Consider the following 22,787-nt stretch of genomic DNA (forward strand, 5'->3'; position numbering starts at 1 on the left):
GTCAGCTCGACGTCGCGGCGAACTGCCACGTCTGCGTCAGGGCCAGGCCCTGCGCGCCGTTGCCGACCGTCGACGGCATGGTGATCGCGAAGCAATAGTTCACCTGGTTCCCGCCGTTGGCGGTGACCGTCTGGGATGCGGTCGCCGAGGTGCTCAGCGCCGACCCGTCCGCGATGACGACCGTGGATCCCGCCGCCGCATAGTCGGCGGCCGACGCGCATTGCGCGGCCGTGACGGTCTTCACCCCGTAGGTGAGGTAGTCGGCGAGGGTGCCCGAGGCGTAGGTGCTGGCGGTGAGTTTGACCGTGCCTGCGACGGACGGGTTGGCGGTCTTCACGCTGAACAGCGCATAGACCGTCTTGCCCGGCGCCAGCGCCGCCGCGTCCGCGGCCGCGGCGAAGGTCATGGCGATCGCCGTGCCGGCGGTCGCGTGGCTCGCGAAGGCCGTGCCGTTGATGCTGCCGACGACGTCGAACTTCCCCGCGGTGAACGTGCCCGTGGCGTACTCCCCGTCATTCCAGCTCGCGAGCGTCACGGTGGCGCCGACGCCGAGCACGAGCCCGCCGGCGAGCACCGCCCTGATCCGTCTCAGGGCGAGCCCGCGCCGGCGCGTGCGGAGGCGGCGACGCGTCATCCCGACGGTCGTAGTCTCCCCGGAAGCCATGGGTCAGCTCGAGGTGGCCGTGAACGACCAGGTCCCGGTCGCAGCCCCTCCCTGGGCGAGGGTCGACTTCGCCGTCGCGACGAAGCACAGCTGCGTGGCGGTGCCCGCCGTTCCCGCGGTGGCTCCCTTGGTGAGGGCGACGCTGGATCCGGCCGTGAAGGTCGTGAGGTCGGTGCCCGAGGCGACGAGGGTGCCGCTGGTGGCGGTCGCGTCGCACGTCGCGGCGGGCGCGATCGAGTACACGGAGTAGGAGATGTTGGTCGCGTTGGCGCCCGTGCCGGTGCCGGTCGAGGCGACGAGCGTCGCATTGTTGGTCGTCGTGCTGTCCAGGCGCACCCAGAACGGCGCGTAGACGACGTCACCCGGCGTGAGGTTGCTGAACGGCGCACTGAAGCTCAGGGCGGCGGCGGTGTCGCCCTTCGTCACGTTGTGATTGCTGAATCCTGCGGTCCCGGAGGTCGTGGATCCCTCGAGGTTGAAGGAGCCGGCGGTGAAGGTGCCGGTCGCGAACTCGGAGTCGTTCCATGCGGCGAGCGTGATGGCCGCGCCGACGCCGAGGACGAGTCCTCCGGCGAGCACAGCGAGGATCTTGCGGCGGTTGCGTGTGGAGGATGCCTCGGCGTTCATGTTGTTCCTTGCGGTCAGGGGCTGATGCACCCCATCCTGGAAGCCGGAATACCGGTATGCAAGGAACCTGTCTCCTTCTTCAGGCTTCCTTCAGGGAACCTTGAGGAGCGGTCGATCGCGGCCTCGGAGCCCGCCTCTACTCGGCCGGAGCGAGCGCGATCACGGGCGCGAGAGCCTCGCGGCTCACGGCGATCGCGGGACCCGCGGCGTCGATCAGCACCCCGCTCATCCCGGGCTGCTGCGCCAGCACGCCACCGATCTGCTCGGCCGTGAACGGCAGGGGCTGGTCGCCGCGGCCGAGCGCGATGACTTCGAGCGGGTGACTGAAGAGCTGCAGGTAGCGCGAGCCGTCGGCGGTGTGCGCCTCCGCCACGCCATACTGGCCATCGCCGTCGACGTCGCTCACCGCGACCCAGAGCCGGGCGGTGGTCAGCGCCTCGGCGACGCGGGCCTCCGAGTCCGCCTCGCGGGGAGCCGCGAGCAGAGCCTTGACGGCGAACGTCGGATCCGCCTCCTCGAGCGCCTTCTGCAGGATCTCCGAGGGGAACACCACGCGGTGCGGCTCGGAGGCGTTGTCGATGATGAGGCCCGCGAACGGTCCGTCGATGACGTTCTGGTACACCGCCTGCACGGGCTGCACCACGGCCGAGGTCTCGGCCGGGTCCTCGTCGCCCTGCTCCACGGAGTCGCGCACGGCGGCGGCCGAGCTGAACGCGAGCATGAAGGAGTTCTCGCCGTCGTTGACGACCGCGATCGCCAGGGGCTTGCCCTCCTTGATCTGCTCGCCGGCATCGCCGCTCACGCGCAGGAAGAGGTGTCCCTGCAGCGACTGACGCAGCACACCCAGCAGCTCGGCCTGAGTCGCGTCCTCCCCCAGCTGTGCGAGGGCGTCGCGCAGCAGCGCGTTGTCGGGCATGCCGGGGATCGACTCGGTCTGCTCGGGCGGATCCACCGGCGCGAGCGGAAGCGGCGGACGGCCCGACGGCGCCTGCACCTGCGCGGGGGCGATCGGCGTCTCGTCTTCGACGGGGTCGATCAGATCGTGCCCTGCTGCCGGAGTCTCGGCGGGCGGGGCGACCGCGGGGCCGGAGGGCGATCCCAGGCCGCGGAAGGCCTGCACCGAGACGTTGACCACCGGAGCGGCGGCATCGTCCGCGGACGCCGTCGCGCCGGACGCGGACGTGCTCGCCCCGGCATCCGGGGCGGCCTCCGCGGCGGCGGGAGCGGACTCCGGCGTGACGTCGTCGTCCTGCTTCTTACGGCGCGAGAAAAGGCCCATTGCCCCAGCCTAAACCGGGACCGCCCTGCGCCACGCCCGGTGTGCGCACCACGGTCGCCGGGCGACGGTCAGAGCTTCTCGATCGGTGCGATCTTGACGAGCAGCTTCTTCTGGCCCGCGGCGTCGAAGCGCACGTGCGCGATCCGCTTCGCGCCCTCGCCCGTGATGGCATCGACGGTGCCCTCGCCGAAGTCGTCGTGACGGATGCGGTCGCCCGCGGCGAGCTCGAGGTCGCCGTTGTCGCGCACCTTCGCCGTGACCCGGTTCGGGAACTTGTCCATCGCGGTCGACAGCGGCTTGAGCCCGTCGCGCTTCGGCAGCGCCCGCGGTGCGAACCTGTCGCCGGATCCGCCGCCGGAACCGCCGGATCCGTACCCTCCGGATCCGCCAGGGCGACGGGCGTTGAGCGCGCGCGACTGCATCCCACCGCGCGAGTTCACGTCTCCCGGGGACTGCCGCCAGTCGATGAGCTCGGCCGGGATCTCCTGCAGGAACCGGCTCGGCATCGCGACCGAGACCTCGCCGAACTGCGCGCGGGTCATCGCGAGGGAGATGTGCAGGCGCTTGCGGGCGCGCGTGATCCCCACATAGAAGAGGCGCCGCTCCTCCTGCGGACCACCGGGCTCGTTCGCCGAGATCCGGTGCGGGATGAGGTCCTCCTCCACGCCGGTCACGAACACGGCGTCGAACTCGAGGCCCTTGGCGGTGTGCATCGTCATGAGCGACACCACCCCGGACTCGTCGTCGAGGTCATCGGCGTCGGAGACGAGCGCGACCTCGGTGAGGAAGTCGGCGATCGTGCCCTCCGGGTTGTTCCGCGCGAAGTCGCGGGTCACCGCGATGAGCTCGTCGAGGTTCTCCAGCCGCGCCTCGTCCTGCGGGTCACGGCTCGCGCGCAGTGCATCCATGTAGCCGCTCTTCTGCAGCAGCAGCGTTAGCCCCTCGGCGACCGCGGTGGGCGGCGCGATCTCGCCCGAGGCCGGGAGCATGATCTCCGTCGCCTCCCGCAGCACCGCATCCAGCAGCGCGATCGCGGCCTGGATCTTCGGTCCCACACCGAGCTGGGACGTGTGCGCGAGAGCGTCCCGGAAGCTCAGTCCGTGCTCCTCGGCGAAGCGGGCGATCGATGTCTCGGTGACGTCGCCGATGCCGCGGCGCGGCTTGTTCAGGATCCGGCGCACGGCCATCTCATCGGCCGGGTTCGCTACCGCCACGAGGTAGGCGAGCGCGTCCTTGATCTCGGCGCGCTCGTAGAACTTGGTGCCGCCCATGATCTTGTACGGCACGGCGGAGCGGATGAAGATCTCCTCCAGTGCACGGGACTGCGAGTTGGTGCGGTAGAAGACCGCCATCTCGCCGTACGGCATGCCGGCACGACGCAGCGACTCGACCTCATCGGCGACGAATTGCGCCTCGTCGTGCTGCGAGTAGCCGGTGAACCCGACGATCGCGTGGCCGGCCCCCTTGTCGCTCCAGAGCTTCTTGTCCTTGCGGTCGAAGTTGTTGCTGATCACGGCGTTCGCCGCCGACAGGATGTTCTGCGTCGAGCGGTAGTTCTGCTCAAGCAGCACGACCTTCGCGCCGGGGAAGTCGCGCTCGAACTCGCTGATGTTGCGGATGTCCGCACCGCGGAAGGCGTAGATGGACTGATCGGAGTCGCCGACGACGGTGAGCGATGCACCCGGCTCGGCGCCCGCCGCCTCGTGCGGGTCGGGCTCGAAGATCATCATGCCGTTGGAGGCATACGGCTCGGGCGCGTCGCCCTGCACCGGACGGGTGAGCTCGTGGATCAGGGCGTACTGGGCGGCGTTGGTGTCCTGGTACTCGTCCACGAGGATGTGTCGGAACCGGCGGCGGTACGTGTCGGCGACCTGCGGGAACGCGCGGAACAGGTACACAGTCTGCCCGATGAGGTCGTCGAAGTCGAAGGCGTTGGCCTTCTGCAGCTGGCGCTGGTAGTCGGCGAAGACCTCGACGAAGACGCGCTCGGCCGGATCCGACATGTTCGCCTGCCGGGCGTAGGACTCCGCGTCCTGCAGCTCGTTCTTGAGCTTCGAGATCCGCGACTGCATCGCGGCGGGGGTGAAGCCGAACGCATCGGCCTCGTGGTCCTTCACGAGCCTCTTGATGAGCGCGCGCGAGTCGCCCGAGTCGTAGATCGTGAACGACTTCGTGAAGCCGAACTGCTCGGCCTCACGCCGCAGGATCCGCACGCAGGCAGAGTGGAACGTCGAGATCCACATGCCCCGCGCGGAATCGCCCACGAGCTGTTCGACGCGCTCGCGCATCTCCCCTGCGGCCTTGTTGGTGAAGGTGATCGCCAGGATCTGGCTGGGCCAGGCCTCGCGCTGGCGCAGCAGCAGGGCGATGCGACGGGTGAGCACGCTGGTCTTGCCCGACCCCGCGCCGGCGACGATCAGCAGCGCCTGGCCGCGGTAGGTGACCGCGTCGAGCTGCTGCGGGTTGAGCCCCGAGAGCAGGTCGTCGGCGGAGGCGCCGGAAGTCGGCCCCGCCGGCCCTCGGAGGGAGGATCCGGGCGGGAGGATGACGGGGGAAGGGGCTTCGCTCATGACCTCCCAAGTCTAGGTCCGCCCGCCGACATCGAGCCCGGCCGTGCGGCTCTCCGTCAGCCCCGGAACGCGGCCTGACCCAGATCGGGATGATCGACGAAGACGCCGTCGACGCCGGTGCCGGCGATCGCCGCCCATTCCGCCCGGTAGTCCCCGAAGGTCGAAGGAGCGCCGGTGCGGAACCGCCGGTCGAGGAAGGCGTTCTCGGGGCGGCAGGTCCAGGTGAACACGACGAGGCCGCGCTCGTGCGCCTCCGCGACCAGTTCGCGTCCGGTGCCGCGCAGCAGGATCTGCTTGTCGACGCTGATGCCGTCGACCACGCCGCGCAGGGCATCGAGCCCCGCGGGGGTGAGGGTTTCCGCGTAGTCCGGTGCCGCGTCCCCGTCGCGCGCGACGAGGTCCGCAGGAGCCCCCTCTGCCTCGAGCAGATAGACGTAGACGCCCTGCACGCCGCGCGTGCGCAGCGCGCCGAGCACGGTCAGCTCGAAGGACTCGACCCACAGCGGGTGCTCCCCCGAGGCCCAGCCGGCGGCCCTCAGGTCGCGCTCGACCAGCGCCGCGAGGTCGTGCCCCAGCCCGGCGAAGAACGTGGCGTGCTTGATCTCCAGCACGACGCCGAGTTCTCTGCCGTGCTCGGCCGAGGCCTCCGCCACGAGCGCGAGCAGATCGGACAGCCGCAGGATCGGCTCGGTGTCGTCGAACCCCGCGGATCCGGGCCTCAGCGCCGGCACGCGCTCCCGGCAGCGCAGTGTGGACAGCTCGGCCCAGGTGAAGTCCTCGGTGAACCAGCCCGTGAGCGCGACGCCGTCGATGTGCTTCGTGATGCGCCGGCCGGCGAACTCGGGATGATCGGCGACGTCGGTGGTCCCGGAGATCTCGTTCTCATGCCGGATCACGAGCACGCCGTCGCGGGTGGCGACGACGTCGGGCTCGACCGCGTCCGCGCCCATCGCGAACGCGAGACGATAGGAGGAGGCGGTGTGCTCGGGACGATAACCGGGAGCGCCTCGATGGCCGATGATCAGGGGGACGTCGAGCGGGATCCGTCGGGTCACGCTCTCAGCGTACGGCAGTGCCACGCAGAGGATCCGCCGCTATCGTAGAGGGAAGATGACCACCACTTCTGAGGAGTGAGGCCGACCATGAGCAACTTCGCGTTCAACAACCCGGCGTTCAAGGAGAAGGATCCGCGCGCCGTCGCGACCTATCCCGGAGGCCCGCAGGCGGGCACCCAGAACGGGCAGTACGCGCCGCCGCCGCCCGCCGGGCAGTTCGCCGCCGCGCAGCAGGCCGCTGTGAACGCCAACCTCGAGGGGATGTACGCGGCTCCGCCCGCGGGCTCGATCGAGACCAACCGGATGACCGTCGAGGACACCGTGTGGAAGACCGCGGGCCTGTTCGGCATCCTGCTCGTCTTCGCCGTGGTCGGCTGGTTCTTCACGCTCGGCGGCGCCGCGGTGCCCGACACCACCGACCCGTACGTGCGTGCGGCCGCGATCAGCAAGATCGCGCTGTGGCCGTGGCTCGTGGGCGCGCTCGGCGGCTTCGTCCTCGCGATGATCGTGAGCTTCACCTCGCGCAAGAAGGTCCGCCCCGGGCTGATCTTCGCCTATGCGGCGTTCGAGGGTCTCTTCGTCGGCGGCATCTCGGCCTACTTCGAGGTCATGTGGCCCGGCATCGTGCTGCAGGCCAGCCTCGCGACCGTCGCCGTGGTCGCGGTCACCCTGGCGCTGTTCGCGAGCGGCAAGGTCCGTGCCTCGGCGAAGATGACCAAGATCGTGATGATCGCGATGCTCGGCTACCTCGTCTTCTCGCTGCTGAACGTCGGCCTCATGCTCTTCAAGGTGCTGCCGCAGGACATGATGTTCGGCCTCTACAGCGCCAAGGTCGCCGGCATCCCGCTCGGCCTCATCATCGGCGTGCTCGTGGTCTTCCTCGCGGCCTACTCGCTCGTGATGGACTTCGACCAGATCCAGCAGGGCGTCCGCAACGGCGCCCCGCGGGTCTACGGCTGGCTCGGCGGCTTCGGCATCATGGTCACCGTCGTCTGGCTGTACGTCGAGATCCTGCGCATGATCGCGATCGCCAGATCCAACTAGCCACGGCTCCACGCACGAAGGCCGCTCTCCTCGGAGGGCGGCCTTCGTCGTCGGTGCGGGCGGATCCGCTCAGCCGCGCGCCTTCTGCTCGAGGAGTGCGCGCTCGCGGTCGTTCCCGGCGAGGCCGGCGGCCACCGCGAACTCCGAACGCGCCTCCTCCTCGCGACCGAGTCGCAGCAGCAGCTCGCCGCGCGTGGCGGGCAGTAGGTGGTATCCGCGCAGCGCACCGCTTTCGACGAGGGCGTCGATGATGCGCAGCGCCGAGGCGGGCCCCGTGGCCATCGCGACGGCGGCGGCGCGATTGAGCTCCACGACCGGCGACGGCGCGATCCGGCCGAGCGCCTCATACAGCAGCACGATCGTGGCCCAGTCGGTCTCCTCGACCGAGGGCGCGACCGCATGGCATTCGGCGATCGCGGCCTGCAGTGCATACGCACCGCGCCCCCGTCCGAAGGCGTCCGCGCGGGCCAGCGCGGCGCGCCCGCGCGCGATCCTGCCGCGGTCCCACAGCCGGCGGTCCTGATCCGCGAGGAGCACGGGATCCCCGTGCGCGTCGACGCGCGCAGGGAAGCGGGCGGCCGTGAGCTCCATGAGCGCGAGCAGCGCGTGCACGTCGGGCTCGCCGGGCAGGAGTGCCGTGAGCACCCTGGCGAGGCGGATCGCCTCGCGGCCCAGATCCGGGCGCAGCAGGTCCTCCCCCGCCGTCGCCGCGTGCGCCTCGTTGAAGACGAGGTACAGCACGCCGAGCACGGCGCCGAGCCGCGCCGGGAGCTCCTCCCGCGACGGCACCTCGAAGGGCGCCCTCGCCGCGGCGAGGGTCTTCTTGGCGCGCACGATCCGCTGCTGAACGGTCGCGGTCGGCACGAGGAAGGCGCGCGCGATCTGCTCCGTGGTGAGGCCGCCGACCACGCGCAGCGTGAGCGCCACACGAGCCTCGCGCGACAGCACGGGGTGGCAGGCGATGAAGACGAGCCTCAGCACGTCGTCGTCGATCGCGTCGGGATCCCACGGCGGCGCATCGAGGGCGTCGTCCTGCTCCTGCGCGAGGTCGTGGGCGATCACGGCGAGGCGATCGTCGTAGCGCTCCCTGCGCCGCCAGCCGTCGATCGCACGGCGCTTGGCGACCGCCGTCAGCCAGGCCGCGGGGTTCGCCGGGACGCCGTCCCGCGGCCACTGGGCGAGCGCCTCCAGGAGCGCGTCCTGGGCGAGGTCCTCCGCGAGGCCGAAGTCGCCGGTGAAGCGGGTCAGGGTCGCGACGATGCGCGCCGACTCGATGCGCCACACCGCGGCGACGGCGCGCTCCGTCGGGGAGCCCGCCGCCGCCGTGGAATCGGATCCCGGCATGGCCCTCACTCGGCCGCGCGGGCGGCCGCCTCCTCGCGCCAGCCGGCCTCCTTCTGGATCCACTCGTTGTCGGCCGGGAAGTCCTCCAGCTCGGTGACGCGGCGCACCTCGAGGTAGGCGCCCGGGCCGAGCGGGGCGCGCTTGGCCCACTCCGCAGCCTCCTCGCGCGTGGACACCTCGATAATCCAGAAGCCGTTGAACAGTTCCTTGGTCTCGCCGTAGGGGCCGTCGGTGACCAGGGGCGCCTCGGCGGAGAAGTCGACGACGAAGCCCTCGGCCGCGTCGGTGAGCCCCTCGCCGGCGAGCAGCACGCCCGCCTTGATCATCGACTCGTTGTACCGGCCCATCGCCGCGATGACCTCTTCGAACGGCATGTCCTCGTACGCCCGCACACCCTGCTCGTCCGCGCGCATGATCAGCATGAACTTCATGGTCTCTGTCTCCTCGTCTCAGGTCGTGTCTCGACCCTCTCACTCAAGACGTCGAACGAGAAGACGCCGGATCGACAGTCCGTCGAAGATTCTCCGAAAGATTCCTACACTGCTGATGTGACCTCCTCCTCGCCCCTCGCCGCCGCCGTCCGAGAGGTGCTGCGCGACGCCGCGGATCCCGCGCTCGCCCCCGGCCAGCAGGCGTACATGAAGTCGGCCATGCCGTTCCTCGGCGTGCGCGTGCCCGAGGTCCGGCGGCTCACCCGGGAGGCTGCGCGCGGGGTCGCGGACGCGGAGGAGCTGCGCGACGCCGCGCTCGGGCTGTGGCGCGCGGCCGAGTACCGCGAGGAGCGCTATGCCGCACAGGCGCTGATGGCCCTGCGGCCGCTGCGCGGGCGGCTGGACATGCTGGACGTGCACGAGGAGATGGTCCGCACGGGGGCCTGGTGGGACCACGTCGACGAGGTCGCGCACCGTCTCGCGGATCTCCTCGAGGCGCATCCCGCCGAACTGGCCGTCGAGCTGCGGGTCTGGTCCGATGACGAGGACTTCTGGATCCGCCGGGTCGCGATCATCGCGCAGCTGCAGCGCAAGGGCGCGACCGATCGCGCGCTGCTCACCGACGCGATCGAGCCGAACATCGCGGATCCGGAGTTCTTCATCCGCAAGGCGATCGGCTGGGCGCTGCGGGACTTCGCGCGCACCGACCCGGAGTGGGTGCGCAGCTTCGTCGACGCCCACCCCGCCCTCTCCCCGCTGAGCCGCCGCGAGGCCCTCAAGCACCTCAGCTGACCCGGCCCACAGCTTCCGCTCCTGACCGCGAGACTGCAACTGGGCGACGAGAATGCGCTTCACAGCCGCATTCTCGTCGCCCAGTTGGAGTCTCGCCGTCAGCGGAGCGGGGGCTTCGGGGTCACTCCCACTCGATGGTTGCCGGCGGCTTGGAGGTCACGTCGAGCACCACGCGGTTGACCTCGCGCACCTCGTTCGTGATGCGGTTCGAGATCTTCGCGAGCACGTCGTAGGGCAGGCGGGTCCAGTCGGCGGTCATCGCGTCCTCGGACGAGACGGGGCGCAGCACGACCGGGTGGCCGTAGGTGCGACCATCGCCCTGCACGCCCACGGAGCGCACGTCGGCGAGCAGCACGACCGGGCACTGCCAGATGGTCTGGTCGAGACCGGCGAGCGTCAGCTCCTCACGGGCGATCGCATCGGCCTCGCGCAGGATGTCGAGGCGTTCGCGGTTGACCTCGCCGATGATGCGGATCCCGAGGCCGGGTCCGGGGAACGGCTGACGTCCGACGATCGCCTCGGGGATCCCGAGCTCGCGGCCGATCGCGCGCACCTCGTCCTTGAACAGGGTGCGCAGCGGCTCGATGAGGTCGAAGTCGAGGTCGTCGGGCAGGCCGCCCACGTTGTGGTGCGACTTGATGTTCGCGGTGCCCGCACCGCCGCCGGACTCGACGACATCGGGGTACAGCGTGCCCTGCACGAGGAACTTGACCTTCTCCCCCGAGGCCTTGGCCTCCTCGACGAGGTCGCGCTGCACCTGCTCGAAGGCGCGGATGAACTCGCGGCCGATGATCTTGCGCTTGGTCTCCGGATCCGTCACCCCGGCGAGGTGGCCGAGGAAGGTGTCCTCCGCGTCGACGGTGATCAGGCGCACGCCGGTCGCCGCGACGAAGTCGCGCTCGACCTGCTCGCGCTCGCCCTTGCGGAGCAGGCCGTGGTCCACGAAGACCGCGGTGAGCTGGTCGCCGATCGCCCGGTGCACGAGCGCCGTGGAGACGGCGGAGTCGACGCCGCCGGACATCGCGGAGATCACGCGGGCGTCGCCGACCTGCGCGCGGATCCGCTCGACCTGCTCGGCGATGACGTTGTCGCTGTTCCAGTCGGCCGGGAGGCCCGCACCCTTGTGCAGGAAGTTCTCGATGATCTCCTGGCCGTGGTCGGAGTGCTTGACCTCGGGGTGCCACTGCACGCCGTAGAGCTTGCGCTCCTCGTCCGCGAACGCGGCGACCTTGGTGGATCCGGTGGAGGCGAGCACTTCAAAGCCCTCAGGAGCGCGGGCGACCTGATCGCCGTGGCTCATCCACACGTTCTGCTCGGCGGGCTGGCCGCCCAGCAGCGTTGAGTCGTTGACCGGGATCATCGCATCCGTCGCGCCGTACTCGCGCAGGCCCGTGTTCGCGACCTCGCCGCCGAGCGTGCGAGCCATGTACTGGAAGCCGTAGCAGATGCCCAGCGTCGGCACCCCGAGCTCGAACACGGCCGGGTCGAGCTGCGGCGCGCCCTCCTCGTAGACCGAGGACGGACCGCCGGAGAGGATCAGGGCGACCGGGTTCTTCGCCGCGATCTCGGCGGCGGTCGCGGTGTGCGGCACGATCTCGCTGTAGACGCCGGCCTCGCGGACGCGGCGGGCGATCAGCTGCGCGTACTGCGCACCGAAGTCGACGACGAGGGCGGGGCGCTGCTCGGTGTCGGGAGTGTTGTCGGTCAACGGGCACCTTCCGTGGCGGGAGTGGTCGAGGAGGTCTGATCGGACGACGCTTCGCGGGCGGCGAGATACGCCTTCACCTCACGGGCGACGCGGGTCTCCATGATGAAGGAGAGGAACGGCACGACGCCGCCGAGGGCGAGCATGATGAAGCGGAGGAACGGCCAGCGCATCAGGCTCCACACCCGGAAGCAGGCGAAGAGGTACACGACGTAGAACCAGCCGTGCGCGACCAGGATGCCCATCGAGAGGTTCAGGCCGTTGCCCGTGGACTCGAGTCCGCCGTGCAGCCCCTCGACGACCGGGGCGAACCAGAGGAAGCCGCCGGATCCGCCCGCGAAGAGCTCGAGGTGGATCGGGGTGTACTTGAGGACCATCTCCGTGACCAGGAGCAGGAGCATGACGCCGGTGATCACAGACGCGATCTGGTAGAACTTCAGCGCCCCGCGGATGGCCGGGAAGCTCGCGGCTTTCGGTTCGGGCATGCATCCATTCTAGGCGCCCGACCTGTGCGCGATTCCCGGGCCCCCGAAACGGCGAAGGCCGCCGGATCCGGGGATCCGACGGCCTTCGCAGGTCAGCGCGGGAGGATCACTCCGCGCGCAGGCGACGACGGGCCACGATCAGGCCCAGGCCGAGTGCGAGCAGCACCGCGGCGAGGAGCAGGAACGAGCCCGAGTCCGCACCGGTCAGCGCGAGACCGCCGCCGGCCGCGGATCCCGCCGCGGCGACGGTGATCGCCGCGGTGATCTGGGAGCCGTCCGCCAGGATCGCCACCACGTGGTGCTCTCCGGGGGTGGTGCCCGCGGGGATCGTGACGGTCGCCGAGAACGCGCCGTCCGCGTCGGTCGTCACAGATCCCAGGGAGACCGGGGTGGAGTGCAGCTCGAGCGCGACGGCCTGGTTCTCATCGAGACCCGAGCCCGCGATCGTGATGCTGCCGCCCGCGGCGACCGAGGAGGAGCCGAGCTTGAGCTGGCCCTTCCCGCGGACCACGGTGACGGAGGCGGTCGCCTCGTCGCCGTCGGCCTGGGTCGCGGCGACGAGGTAGTCGCCGCCCTTGGTCGAGCGCGGCACCACCGGCGACACGGAGAACGAGCCGTCGCCGCCGACCTTGACGGTGCCGAGGTCGATGACCGTGCCCTTCTTGCCCTGCTCGCGCAGCTGCAGCGTCAGCGTCTCGCCGGGCTCGAAGGCCTGGCCGGCCAGCGTCAGCTTCTCGCCCGCGAGGACCTTGGCCGCGCCGACCGAGACGGTGCCGTTGAAGGATCCGGTGTCGGATCCGGCGACCGTGATCGGCAGCTGCACCGCGGTACCGGTGCCGGCGACCGTGACGTGCAGCGCCTGCGCGCCCGTCACGCCCTCGGGGATCGTGAACGTCAGCGTGGCCGTGCCCGCCTCGTCGAAGGCGTCCAGGGTCATGGCCGGGTCCACCGGCGCGGTGGCCAGGTCCTTGCCGCCGAGCGAGACCGTGACGTCACCGGGCGCCTTCTCCCCCGCGGTGAACGCGAGCGAACTGAGGTTCAGCGTGACGCTCTCCCCTGCCCTGTAGCCGGCCGCGTCGGCGGGAGCGGAGAGCACCGTGCCGACCGCGCGCTGGGCGAGGTCAGGGGATGCCGTCTTGTTCGCCGCGAACCAGTCGACCATCGACTGCAGGTCCACCTTGCCGGTGTCCTTCTTGTCGGTGCCCTGCTGGAACGCGGTGAACGCGTCGCCGCCTGCCGCGAGGAAGGCGTTCGCGCCCACGGTGTAGGTCGCGGCCGGATCGATCGGCGCGCCGTTCACGAGGATGCCCGTGATGTGCGCACCCGCCGCAGCGGCCGGGTCGTACGTGTAGGTCAGCTCCTTGGAGACGCCGAGCTTGAGGAACGGACGCGCCGATCCCGCGGGCTGCCACTGCTGCTCGAGCACCTGCTTCACCTGCGCTCCGGTGAGCTTCACCGTCATGAGCGTGTTGGCGAAGGGCTGCACGGTCGCGGCCTCCTTGTAGCTCACGCTGCCGTCCGCATCCCCCGCGCCGCTCGACGCGTAGGTGAGGTTGGCACGCAGACCGCCCGGGTTCATGACCGCGAAGTCCGCGCCGGTCGACCACTTCTGCACGTCGGCGACGAAGTTGCCCAGGGTGGACTCGCCACCGCGGTTCTCGGTCTTGCCGTCGCTCTGCCGGGCGCGGTTGAAGTCGGCGGTGATGTCGCCGAGCTTGACCGAGCCCAGCTCCGCGGCCTTCTCCTTGGCGGCGTCGACGATCGCCTGCACCTTCGGGTCGGCCGGGAAGGCGGGCTTGCCGCCCACCGTGAGCGGCTTGATCTCGTTGGTGATCGAGAGCAGCTTCTTGCTCGTCGGGTCGACCTTGATGTCCATCAGGCCCAGGTTCTCGCCGTACTGCCCGGCGGAGACCACCGGACGGCCGTCGATCACGTGGTTGTACGCGAGGTGCGTGTGCGCCGAGACGATCGCGTTGACGTCCTTCGAGACGCCGTTCACGATCTCGCCCAGACGCGACTCGGGGGTGATGCTGGCCACGTCGGTCGTGGTCGCGCCCTCGTGCACGAGCAGGATGATCACGTCGGCCTCGCCGTTGGAGGCGTCGCCGTCGCGCAGCTGCTTCGCGACCTTGTTCACCGACTCGGGGATGCTGCGGACCTCGAGGCCCTTCATCCCGTCCGGCGAGACGAGGGTCGGCAGGTCCTCGGTGACGGCTCCGATGAAGCCCACCTTGACGCCCTTGATGTCCTTGACCCAGGCCGGGGTGAGCGCGGGCTCGCCGGTGGCGGTCAGGAACACGTTCGAGCTGAGGTAGGTCCAGTCGGCGCGCTTCTCCACACGGTCGCGGAGGTCGGCGTAGCCCTGGTCGAACTCGTGGTTGCCCGCCGCGCTCACATCGAGACCGGCCGCGTTGAGCGCGTCGATCGTCGGGTTGTCCTGCTGGATGAAGGACGTGAACGTGGAGGCGCCGATGAGGTCGCCCGCGGCCGCGAAGATCGTGTTCGGGTTCTGCGCCCGGATCTGCTCGACCGCCCCGGCCAGCACCGCGGCTCCGGCGGCGGCGCCGTCGGCCTCGATGCGCCCGTGGAAGTCGTTGATCGTCGCGACGTTGATGTCGATCGGATCCGCCGCGCCCTTGACGCCGACCAGGATCGGGTCGTGGTCGCTGGAGCGGTACGGGGTGCCGGCCTCGGTGGCCGCGAAGGCGTAGCCGCGGTCGCTCCACTCGGGCGAGTTGATGTTCCACACCCCGGCGCCGGTGATGGCCTTCGCCGCGGACGGCGACGCGATCACGTGGTCCAGGGATCCGAGCTCGCCGTCGAAGGAGTAGGTGTACTGACCCGCCGCGTGCGTCGGCTCGACGTCGGTCCACCCGGCCTGGGTGAAGACGTCGATCGGGTCCTCCTTGCCGTAGGCGTTGAAGTCGCCGACGAGGAAGACGTCATCGCTGCCCGAGTCCTTCTGCACCTTCTGCGCGAACGCGAGCTCGGCCTTGGCCTGGGCGACGCGGTCGGCGTTGAAGAAGCCCTGGCCGTCGGCAGGCTCGGGGCCCGCGTTCTGCGGCGGGGACTTCGACTTCAGGTGCGTCGTGACGACGGAGAGGACGCGCCCCTGAGCGGTCTGGAACGTCTGCGCGATCGGCTCGCGCGCGTTGCCGAAGACGGTCTCGTCGATGATGGTCGACGCGTCGCCCTTGAGGGTGACGGAGGCCTTCTTGTAGATGATCGCGGTCGTGATCGCGTCGGTGATCGACGGGTCGTTCAGCGCCGCGGGCGTGCGGACGTAGTCCCACACCTCGGATCCCGCCGCGTCATTGAGCCCCTGCACGAGGTTCTTGAGCGGCGCGTCGAGGGCGAGACCGAACTTCGGCCCGTTCTCGACCTCCATGAGGCCGACGACGTCGGCGCCCAGGCCGCTGATCGCGGAGACGATCTTCGACCGCTGGATCTGGAACTGCGCGTCCGTCTTGGCGCCGCGGGCGTTCGCGTCCTGGCTGGAGAGCGTCGTGAAGAAGTTGTAGACGTTGAACGACGCCACCTTCACGTCGCCGCCGACGACCGGCGGAGCGGCCGGGCGCGGGTTCTCGGAACCGAACGTGGGCTTGTGCGAGGCGTCGCTGGTGCCGGAGATGGGCACCACCGGCTGCAACCGCCAGTCGTCGAAGCCGTACTGCAGGACCTCGCCCTCGGCGGGGAAGTTCACGGTGTCGCCATTGCGGACGACCGTGTCCTTCGTGAAGTACGGCTGGCCGCCGGTGTGGCCGCCCTTGCCGATCTGGGAGGACCAGCCGTCGTCGAGGAGGATCCGGTTCGCGCGGTTCGCGGCCGTGATCGCGTCGGCGTCGGCACCCGGGCGTGCGAGCTCGGTGGCCTTGACGTTGAGCTTGTCACCCGCGTTGAGCCACAGCGCGCCGTAGTTGTAGAGCTGGTGGCTGGAGGCGAGCTTGTAGGTGCCGGTGGGCGCGACGAGCATGTTCTCGTACGCCTCGCGGTCCGCACCGCGCACGCTGTCGGACAGCGCGACGGGCTGCGGCACGCCGACGCCGGCCTTCACGACGGAGACGTCCCCGACCGCGGCCGGGTTGATCTGGGTCTGGCCGAAGTACTCGGAGACCTTGCCTGTCACCGAGACGAGGTCGCCGCGGGCGACGGACGGGGCCAGCGCGTTGAGGTAGACGAAGATGCCGTCCGAGGCGCCGTCGGTCTTGACGTCGCCGCCGGTGCCCTCGGTCTGGATGCTGATGCCCTTGTAGCCGCCGGTGCGGTAGTCGCCGGTCACGATGCCCTGCACGGTGACGGTCTGGTCGACGAACGGCGAGGTGTCGGTCGTGCCCTGCACCTCGGCGATGGTCTTGGCCTCGCCCGGAGCCTGGGTGTCGGTCGGGGTCGGGGTGGGGGTCGGCTCGGGGTCCGTGCCGGGGTCGGTCGGGAACTCGGCCGCGGCGGACGTGTTCTTCGGGGTGAGCGTGGCGGACAGCGTGAAGTCGGCGCTGTTCGAGTCGGTGTCGGCCCCGTTCGTCCGGTTGAGGGACTTGACGTCGGTGTTGCCTGCGGGGGCCGTGGCCGCCGCGCCCTCGAAGGTGTTGGACGTGCCGTAGCCGAGCAGGTCGATCACGTCGGTGTTGCCGGTGACGGATCCGGTGGGGAGGCTGATGGCGGCCGCGCCCTTGACCAGCGCGATCGTGCCGGAGCTGCCGCTCGGGTTCAGGCTGCTGGTCGCGTCGGGCGTGGGCAGGGCCGCGCCGTTCGTCCCGTTGCTGCTGCCCTGGATGAGGTAGTAGCCGCCGGCCGCGATCGTGCCGGAGAGCGGGACGGTGCCGCTCGAGTTGCCGGTGCCGGTCGCCGAGCGGTACTGCAGGGAGAGACCGTCGAGAGCGACGGCCGCGTGCGTCGGGTTGTAGAGCTCCACGAACTTGTTCGTGTAGGCCGCGCCGGCGCTGCCGCCGGAGAGGTAGGCCTCGTTGATCACGACACCGGTGCCGGTCGTGTCGGCGAACGCCGGGACGGCTGCGAGGCAGCCGAAGCTCAGCGCGGCGACGGTGGTCGCGGCGAGGGCGCCGAGTCGCGCCCCTCTTCTGCGGAACGACGAGGGAACCATGCGGTGCCCTTCATCGGGGACGGACTTCATCAGCGCTGCCTCCACGGAACGGATGCGACGGCTCCCGGTCGGGGCCGTCGGTGCGCGGCGCATTCGGGCAGCCGCACACCTCACCGACGATAGGCGAGGCTATGGACCCTCTTCAAGGAAGATATGCACTGGCTGAAAGCTGTTCACCGGCCCGTCACCAACGGAGGACTGGGCTCGCGGAGAGCCACCCGCGCGAACGCGCATCCGCGCCGATTCCGGTGCTCAGAAGTGCACCTTTCCGATGCTCAGAAGAGCGGCAGACGGGATTCGGGCTGTCTCAACCCGCGGCGCCGCGGCGCTCCTCGAACTCCTCGACCTCACGCTCCCAGGCGTCCTTCGCCAGCCGGTACCAGAGGTAGAACGCGAAGCCGGCGAAGATCGCCCACTCCACCGCGTAGAAGATGTTCAGCCAGTTGACCGAGGAGTGCTCCTCCGGAGCCGGCGAGGAGATCGTGTCGAGACCGCCGAGCGGGGTGCCGGAGGCCAGGTAGGGCCGGTAGACGTTCAGCTCGGCGGTGTCGTGCCAGAAGCCGAGCAGCGCCGCGGGCGACATCCGGTCCATGCGGGTCGGCTGGTCCTGCGGCGGGGCGACCGGGCCCTCGTCGGAGATGAGCCGACCCGTCACGGTGAGGACGGATCCGTCCGCCGTCTTCTCCAGCTTCTGCACCGCGGCCTCGGCGGCCTTCTCATCGGGAGCCCATCCGATCGCGACGGCCAACGACGTGGGCTTCGCGGTGCCGGCGATCCGCAGCTGACCGGTCACCCAGTAGCCCTCGGCGCCGTCGTTGAAGCGCGAGGAGACGATGAGGAAGTCACCGGGGACCCAGGATCCGCTCGTCTCCGCGCGCTGCCCGACCAGGGGCCCGTCGAGGTAGGCGCCGGGCTTCACGACCTGGTCGATCGGCAGCACCTTCTCGGTGGCGCCGGGCGCCGGCGGGTTCGTGTCGATGGCGCGGCCGAGCTGCCACTGGCCGAGCCAGGCGAACACCCCGGCGACCACGAGGCACAGCAGCAGCATGCCGATCCAGCGACCGCGCAGCATCACCTCGCGCAGGGTCGGCGGGAACTCGGGCGTTGAGGCGACGGGGCGCTGCGGAGACGACACGGGAGGGTTCAAGAACGGCGGGGTTCAGGACTCGTAGGGAGACAGCACGACCTCGACGCGCTGGAACTCCTTGAGATCGGAGTAGCCGGTGGTCGCCATCGACTTGCGCAGCGCTCCGATGAGGTTGGCGGTGCCGTCGGCCACGGGGGCCGGGCCGTAGAGGATCTCCTCGAGGGTCGCGACGCCGTCGACCGCCACCCGGCGGCCGCGCGGCAGCTTCGGGTGGTGCGCCTCGGGACCCCAGTGGAAGCCCTGGCCGGGCGCATCGGTCGCGCGCGCGAGCGCGACGCCGAGCATGACCGCGTCGGCGCCCATCGCGAGCGCCTTGACGATGTCGCCCGAGGTGCCCACACCGCCGTCGGCGATCACGTGCACGTAGCGTCCGCCCGACTCGTCGAGGTAGTCGCGGCGCGCGGCGGCGACGTCGGAGACCGCGGTGGCCATCGGCGCGTGGATGCCCAGCGTGGCGCGCGTGGTCGAGGCGGCTCCCCCGCCGAAGCCGACGAGCACGCCCGCCGCACCGGTGCGCATGAGGTGCAGGGCAGCGGTGTAGGTCGCGGCACCGCCGACGATCACGGGGACGTCGAGGTCGTAGATGAACTTCTTCAGGTTGAGCGGCTCGGCGACGCTCGACACGTGCTCGGCGGAGACGGTCGTGCCGCGGATGACGAAGAGGTCGACGCCCGCTTCGACGACCGTCTGGTAGAGCTCCTGAGTGCGCTGCGGCGTGAGGGATCCGGCGACCGTGACACCGGCGTCGCGGATCTCGGCCAGGCGCGCCTTGATCAGCTCTGGCTTGATCGGCTCGGCGTAGAGCTCCTGCATGCGCGACGTGGCGGTGGCCTCGTCGAGGCCGGCGATCTCGGCGAGCAGCGGCTCGGGATCCTGGTACCGGGTCCACAGTCCTTCGAGGTCGAGCACGCCCAGTCCGCCGAGCTGACCCAGCATGATCGCCGTGCGGGGGCTGATCACCGAGTCCATCGGGGCGCCGAGCACGGGGATCTCGAACGGGAACGCGTCGATCGTCCACGCGGTGGACACGTCCTCCGGGTTGCGGGTGCGCCGCGAGGGCACCACCGCGATGTCGTCGAACGTGTATGCGCGGCGCGCGCGCTTGCCTCGGCCGAGCTCGATCTCCTGGGTCACGAACCCAGCCTACCCGGGTTGCCCCTGTGGCTCAGCGGGCCGGGGCTCCCGCCGGTGCGGGCCCACGCCTGCGCCCGCACCGCTGCGACGGATGCAGGATCGTGCGACGGATGCACGACCGGATCGGCGGATCCGTCGTGCATCCGTCGCATCGTCGTGCATCCGTCGCGGGCTTCGGAAGCGGGGCGCGCGGTGCGGCCGCTCAGCGGGCGCGGGCGACTCGCCGTTCGTCCCACACCGGGGCGTCGGACTCGTAGACGCCGCCGTCCTCACCGAACACGAGGAAGCGGTCGAATGAGCGGGCGAACCAGCGATCGTGCGTGACCGCGACGACCGTGCCCTCGAATCTCGCGATCGCGTCCTCGAGCGCCTCGGCCGACTCGAGGTCGAGGTTGTCCGTCGGCTCGTCGAGCAGGAGCAGGGTCGCGCCGGACAGCTCGAGCAGCAGCACCTGGAACCGGGCCTGCTGCCCGCCGGAGAGCTGCGAGAACTCCTGCTGCGCCTGGCGCACCAGCCCGTAGCGGTCCAGTGCCGAGCTGGCGGCCTCCCGGGGCATCCCCGCTCTGCGGTCGTCGCCGCGGTGCAGGATCTCGAGCAGCGTGCGTCCGGCGAACTCCGGATGCGCGTGGGTCTGCGCGAACAGTCCGGGCACGACACGCGCGCCGAGCACCGCCGTGCCGGTGTGCGCGACCTCGTCGAGCCGCTCCCCCGCGCCCGTGAGGTGCCCGAGAGTCGGATCGGGGTCGCTGCCGCCACGGGCCAGCAACCGCAGGAAGTGCGACTTGCCGGATCCGTTGGATCCGAGGACCGCCACACGGTCGCCGAACCAGAGCTCGGCGTCGAACGGCCTCATGAGGCCGGTCAGCTCGAGAGCGGTGCACACGATCGCGCGTTTTCCGGTGCGTGCACCGCGCAGCCGCATGTCGAAGTCCTGCGCGGGCGGACGCTCCTCGGGCGGCCCCGCCTCCTCGAACTTCCGCAGTCTCGTCTGCGCAGCCTGATACCGCGAGGCGAAGCCGTCGTTCGCGGACGCCTTGACCTTGAGGTTCGCGACCAGGGTCTTCAGCTTCTCGTGCTGCTCGTCCCAGCGCCGGCGCAGCTCGTCGAGACGATCCATCCGGTCGATCCGCGCCTGATGGTAGGTCGCGAACCCGCCGCCGTGCACCCACGCCGTCGCACCCGCGCCGCCCGGCTCGAGAGTGACGATCCGATCGGCCGCCCTCGCGAGCAGCTCCCGGTCGTGCGACACCAGCAGCACCGTCTTCGGCGTCTCGCGCAGCCGTTCCTCGAGCCAGCGCTTGCCCGGCACGTCGAGGTAGTTGTCCGGCTCGTCGAGCAGCAGCACGTCATCGGGTCCGCGCAGCAGCGCCTCGAGCGCGAGCCGCTTCTGCTCGCCGCCGGAGAGCGTCGCGAGATCGCGGAACCGCGCCCGCTCGAACGGGAGACCGAGCGCGGCGACCGTGCACTGGTCCCAGACCGTCTCGTGCTCGTATCCGCCGGCATCCGCGTACTCGGCGATCGCCGTCGCGTACCGCATCTGCGTGGGCTCGGTGTCGTCCTCGATGAGGGCGTTCTCCGCGACCTCGAGCGCCTCGGCTGCGACTCTGATCCGCGCCGGTGAGACCGCGATGAGCAGCTCGTGCACGGTCTGCCCCTCGCGACCGTGGCCGACGAACTGATCCATCACGCCGAGGGATCCGTCGATCGTCACGACGCCGGCATCGGGCGCCTGTTCGCCGCGGATGATCCGCAGGATCGTGGACTTCCCGGCGCCGTTCGGCCCGATCAGGGCACTCGTGGATCCGGCGCCGACGCGGAACGAGGCCTCGTCGAGCAGGGGGCGGCCGTCGGGCAGGGTGAGCGAGACGCCGGCGACATCGATGTATCCCACGGTGGTGGTCCTTCCGCCCGCGCGCGTGTGCGCGATAGCGAGCCGACCAGGCTATCAGGAACGGCGGCGGGCGGGATTCCCGTCCTGGATCCCGCCCACGCCCGTCAGGCCGAGAGGCCTCCGGCGCGGTCAGCGAAGCTGGACAACGTCGTGCGATTCGCCCCACGCGCGATCGGCCGTGAGAGCGGGAGCACCGAGCCGGTCCGCCAAGGCCAGGCAGAGACGATCGCCGAGAGAGAGCCCGGACCCCCGCTGCCATCGAACCGCTGCGCCTTCCGCATCCGCGACGCCCACCGGTTCGACTCTCAGGTCGTAACTCAGCAGCAGGGTGCGCGCGACCCCCCAGTCGCCGCCGGACGCGTGCACCTTCTGCGCGACCTCCGACCAGTTCGCCGCGCCGATGACTCCGCCGTCCAACTCCGCCTCGACGCGATCCGCACCCGATTCGCCCTGCAGGAACGCGAGCACCGCGGAGGCGTCGAGCACCATCACGCAGCGTCCTCCGCCCCCGCCGCGGCGCGACGCTCATCCAACAGCTGCTGAACGAGGTCCTGGCCGGAGAGCTGCGCGCGCACGATGCGCTTGGCCTGCTCCCGCGTCGCGAGCACGACGCCGTTCTCGGTCTCGATGAACAGCAGCGCCGTTCCGGATTCCCAGTGCTGTCGCTCGCGAAGCCCTGCGGGAACCACCAAGCGCCCACGATCGCCCATGGATGCCGCGTAGGTGGTACTCATGTCTTAAAAGTACCACTCGGTGATGCCGGGTGGGATTGCGCTTCGCCGCCGCCGGCGGCCCGCCGTTCCGGACCCGCCGGAACCGCAGACGCTACAGCCGGTGCTCGTTGCGCGGCAGCACCTCGAGCACGTGCGGCAGCTTGTTCGGGAAGCACGCGCGGAACAGCTCGGTGATCTGCGGATCGGATCCGTAGTCGTCGACGATCCGCAGGCCGATCATGGTGCTGATGAGCATGCCCTCGGCGAGGAAGGTCCGGGCCTCGTCGGCATCGAGGCCCACCTCGTCGCGGAAGAAGCGCCAGACCCGGACGAACCCCTGACGCGCGGCGGCGCCGATGGCCGGGTTGCTGCCGAGGAGATACGCGTGCGCGAGCGTCTGGTGCAGACCCCGCACCTCGATGAGGTCGACGTAGGCCTCCCCGATGCGCTTGCCGACCGGCCGCTCCCCCTCGTCGTCGGATGCCGCGAGCGCCTCGCGGAAGACCGAGAGGAGGCGGTCGAGGGCGAACTCGATCGTCGCGAGGAACAGGTTCTCCTTGGAGCCGAAGAGGCGCACGACGTACGGCTGGCTGACGCCGGCGGCCTTGGCCACCTGGTCGGTCGTGGCACCCTCGTACCCGCGTGAACCGAAGACCGTGAGCGCGGCGAGGATGATCTGCGCGCGACGCTCCTGCGAGGAGAGCCGGCGGCCGGCATCCTCTCCGACATCGGGATCCGTGCGGGCTGCGGAAGTCATGGCGAAAGGTTATCAGCGAATGACTTGACTTTGTAATCATTCGATTACTAC

General features: G+C 70.4%; 18 protein-coding genes. 2 read left to right on the forward strand and 16 right to left on the reverse strand.

Annotated features, from left to right (window positions below):
• Position 1 precedes the first annotated feature (1 nt).
• The 5 genes from ACIPY5_RS12600 to ACIPY5_RS12620 form a co-directional block, all read right to left on the reverse strand.
• On the reverse strand, positions 2 to 634 hold the full coding sequence (locus tag ACIPY5_RS12600) for a SipW-dependent-type signal peptide-containing protein (protein WP_400971256.1): 633 nt from the start codon (positions 632 to 634) through the stop codon (positions 2 to 4).
• A gap of 33 nt (positions 635 to 667) precedes the next feature.
• Positions 668 to 1,291, reverse strand: coding sequence for a SipW-dependent-type signal peptide-containing protein (locus ACIPY5_RS12605; protein WP_309338181.1), 624 nt, complete (start codon positions 1,289 to 1,291; stop codon positions 668 to 670).
• A 136-nt stretch (positions 1,292 to 1,427) separates the two neighbouring features.
• Positions 1,428 to 2,570, reverse strand: a complete 1,143-nt coding sequence (locus ACIPY5_RS12610; RefSeq protein ID WP_400971259.1) for an SseB family protein — start codon at positions 2,568 to 2,570, stop codon at positions 1,428 to 1,430.
• 68 nt (positions 2,571 to 2,638) lie between these two features.
• Positions 2,639 to 5,140 (reverse strand): ATP-dependent helicase, encoded by a 2,502-nt coding sequence (locus ACIPY5_RS12615; RefSeq protein ID WP_400971262.1) that lies wholly within the window; start codon positions 5,138 to 5,140, stop codon positions 2,639 to 2,641.
• Between the two features lie 56 nt (positions 5,141 to 5,196).
• The gene (locus ACIPY5_RS12620) at positions 5,197 to 6,195 is read right to left on the reverse strand and encodes a glycerophosphodiester phosphodiesterase family protein (protein WP_400971265.1); all 999 of its coding nucleotides are present in this window, start codon (positions 6,193 to 6,195) and stop codon (positions 5,197 to 5,199) included.
• A gap of 87 nt (positions 6,196 to 6,282) precedes the next feature.
• Here ACIPY5_RS12620 and ACIPY5_RS12625 point away from each other — a divergent pair, with 87 nt between their 5' ends.
• On the forward strand, positions 6,283 to 7,239 hold the full coding sequence (locus ACIPY5_RS12625; RefSeq protein WP_400971268.1) for a Bax inhibitor-1/YccA family protein: 957 nt from the start codon (positions 6,283 to 6,285) through the stop codon (positions 7,237 to 7,239).
• A 69-nt stretch (positions 7,240 to 7,308) separates the two neighbouring features.
• Here ACIPY5_RS12625 and ACIPY5_RS12630 read toward each other — a convergent pair whose 3' ends face one another.
• The gene (locus ACIPY5_RS12630) at positions 7,309 to 8,583 is read right to left on the reverse strand and encodes an RNA polymerase sigma factor (RefSeq protein ID WP_400971271.1); all 1,275 of its coding nucleotides are present in this window, start codon (positions 8,581 to 8,583) and stop codon (positions 7,309 to 7,311) included.
• Between the two features lie 5 nt (positions 8,584 to 8,588).
• Positions 8,589 to 9,014 carry a YciI family protein gene (locus tag ACIPY5_RS12635; protein ID WP_309338163.1) on the reverse strand — a complete coding sequence of 142 codons (426 nt, stop codon included), beginning with the start codon at positions 9,012 to 9,014 and terminating at the stop codon, positions 8,589 to 8,591.
• A gap of 117 nt (positions 9,015 to 9,131) precedes the next feature.
• On the opposite strand from ACIPY5_RS12635, the gene ACIPY5_RS12640 reads away from it, so the two are divergent.
• A complete protein-coding gene (locus ACIPY5_RS12640) occupies positions 9,132 to 9,806 on the forward strand; it encodes a DNA alkylation repair protein (protein ID WP_400971275.1) in 675 nt (224 codons plus the stop codon).
• Between the two features lie 121 nt (positions 9,807 to 9,927).
• Here the strand turns inward: ACIPY5_RS12640 and guaA are convergent, their stop codons facing one another.
• The 9 genes from guaA to ACIPY5_RS12685 form a co-directional block, all read right to left on the reverse strand.
• Positions 9,928 to 11,514 carry a glutamine-hydrolyzing GMP synthase gene (gene guaA / locus ACIPY5_RS12645; protein ID WP_309338159.1) on the reverse strand — a complete coding sequence of 529 codons (1,587 nt, stop codon included), beginning with the start codon at positions 11,512 to 11,514 and terminating at the stop codon, positions 9,928 to 9,930.
• Entirely contained in the window at positions 11,511 to 11,996 is a 486-nt protein-coding gene (locus ACIPY5_RS12650) for a DUF3817 domain-containing protein (protein WP_309338157.1), read from the reverse strand. Before ACIPY5_RS12650 ends, guaA begins: the two co-directional genes overlap by 4 nt.
• Before the next feature lie 106 nt (positions 11,997 to 12,102).
• Complete coding sequence (locus ACIPY5_RS12655; RefSeq protein WP_400971280.1) at positions 12,103 to 17,124, reverse strand: ExeM/NucH family extracellular endonuclease; 5,022 nt, start codon at positions 17,122 to 17,124, stop codon at positions 12,103 to 12,105.
• Positions 17,125 to 17,401: 277 nt separating this feature from the next.
• Entirely contained in the window at positions 17,402 to 18,166 is a 765-nt protein-coding gene (locus tag ACIPY5_RS12660) for an SURF1 family protein (RefSeq protein ID WP_400971609.1), read from the reverse strand.
• Positions 18,167 to 18,253: 87 nt separating this feature from the next.
• On the reverse strand, positions 18,254 to 19,375 hold the full coding sequence (locus tag ACIPY5_RS12665) for a GuaB3 family IMP dehydrogenase-related protein (RefSeq protein ID WP_309338151.1): 1,122 nt from the start codon (positions 19,373 to 19,375) through the stop codon (positions 18,254 to 18,256).
• Positions 19,376 to 19,577: 202 nt separating this feature from the next.
• Positions 19,578 to 21,266, reverse strand: coding sequence for an ATP-binding cassette domain-containing protein (locus tag ACIPY5_RS12670; protein ID WP_309338147.1), 1,689 nt, complete (start codon positions 21,264 to 21,266; stop codon positions 19,578 to 19,580).
• Between the two features lie 129 nt (positions 21,267 to 21,395).
• The gene (locus ACIPY5_RS12675) at positions 21,396 to 21,755 is read right to left on the reverse strand and encodes a type II toxin-antitoxin system VapC family toxin (protein WP_309338187.1); all 360 of its coding nucleotides are present in this window, start codon (positions 21,753 to 21,755) and stop codon (positions 21,396 to 21,398) included.
• Complete coding sequence (locus ACIPY5_RS12680) at positions 21,755 to 22,000, reverse strand: AbrB/MazE/SpoVT family DNA-binding domain-containing protein (protein ID WP_309338144.1); 246 nt, start codon at positions 21,998 to 22,000, stop codon at positions 21,755 to 21,757. Before ACIPY5_RS12680 ends, ACIPY5_RS12675 begins: the two co-directional genes overlap by 1 nt.
• Positions 22,001 to 22,091: 91 nt before the next feature.
• Entirely contained in the window at positions 22,092 to 22,736 is a 645-nt protein-coding gene (locus ACIPY5_RS12685) for a TetR/AcrR family transcriptional regulator (protein ID WP_309338141.1), read from the reverse strand.
• Positions 22,737 to 22,787: the final 51 nt, after the last annotated feature.

This window comes from Microbacterium sp. NPDC089698 (genome assembly GCF_044749045.1).
Lineage (GTDB): Bacteria > Actinomycetota > Actinomycetes > Actinomycetales > Microbacteriaceae > Microbacterium.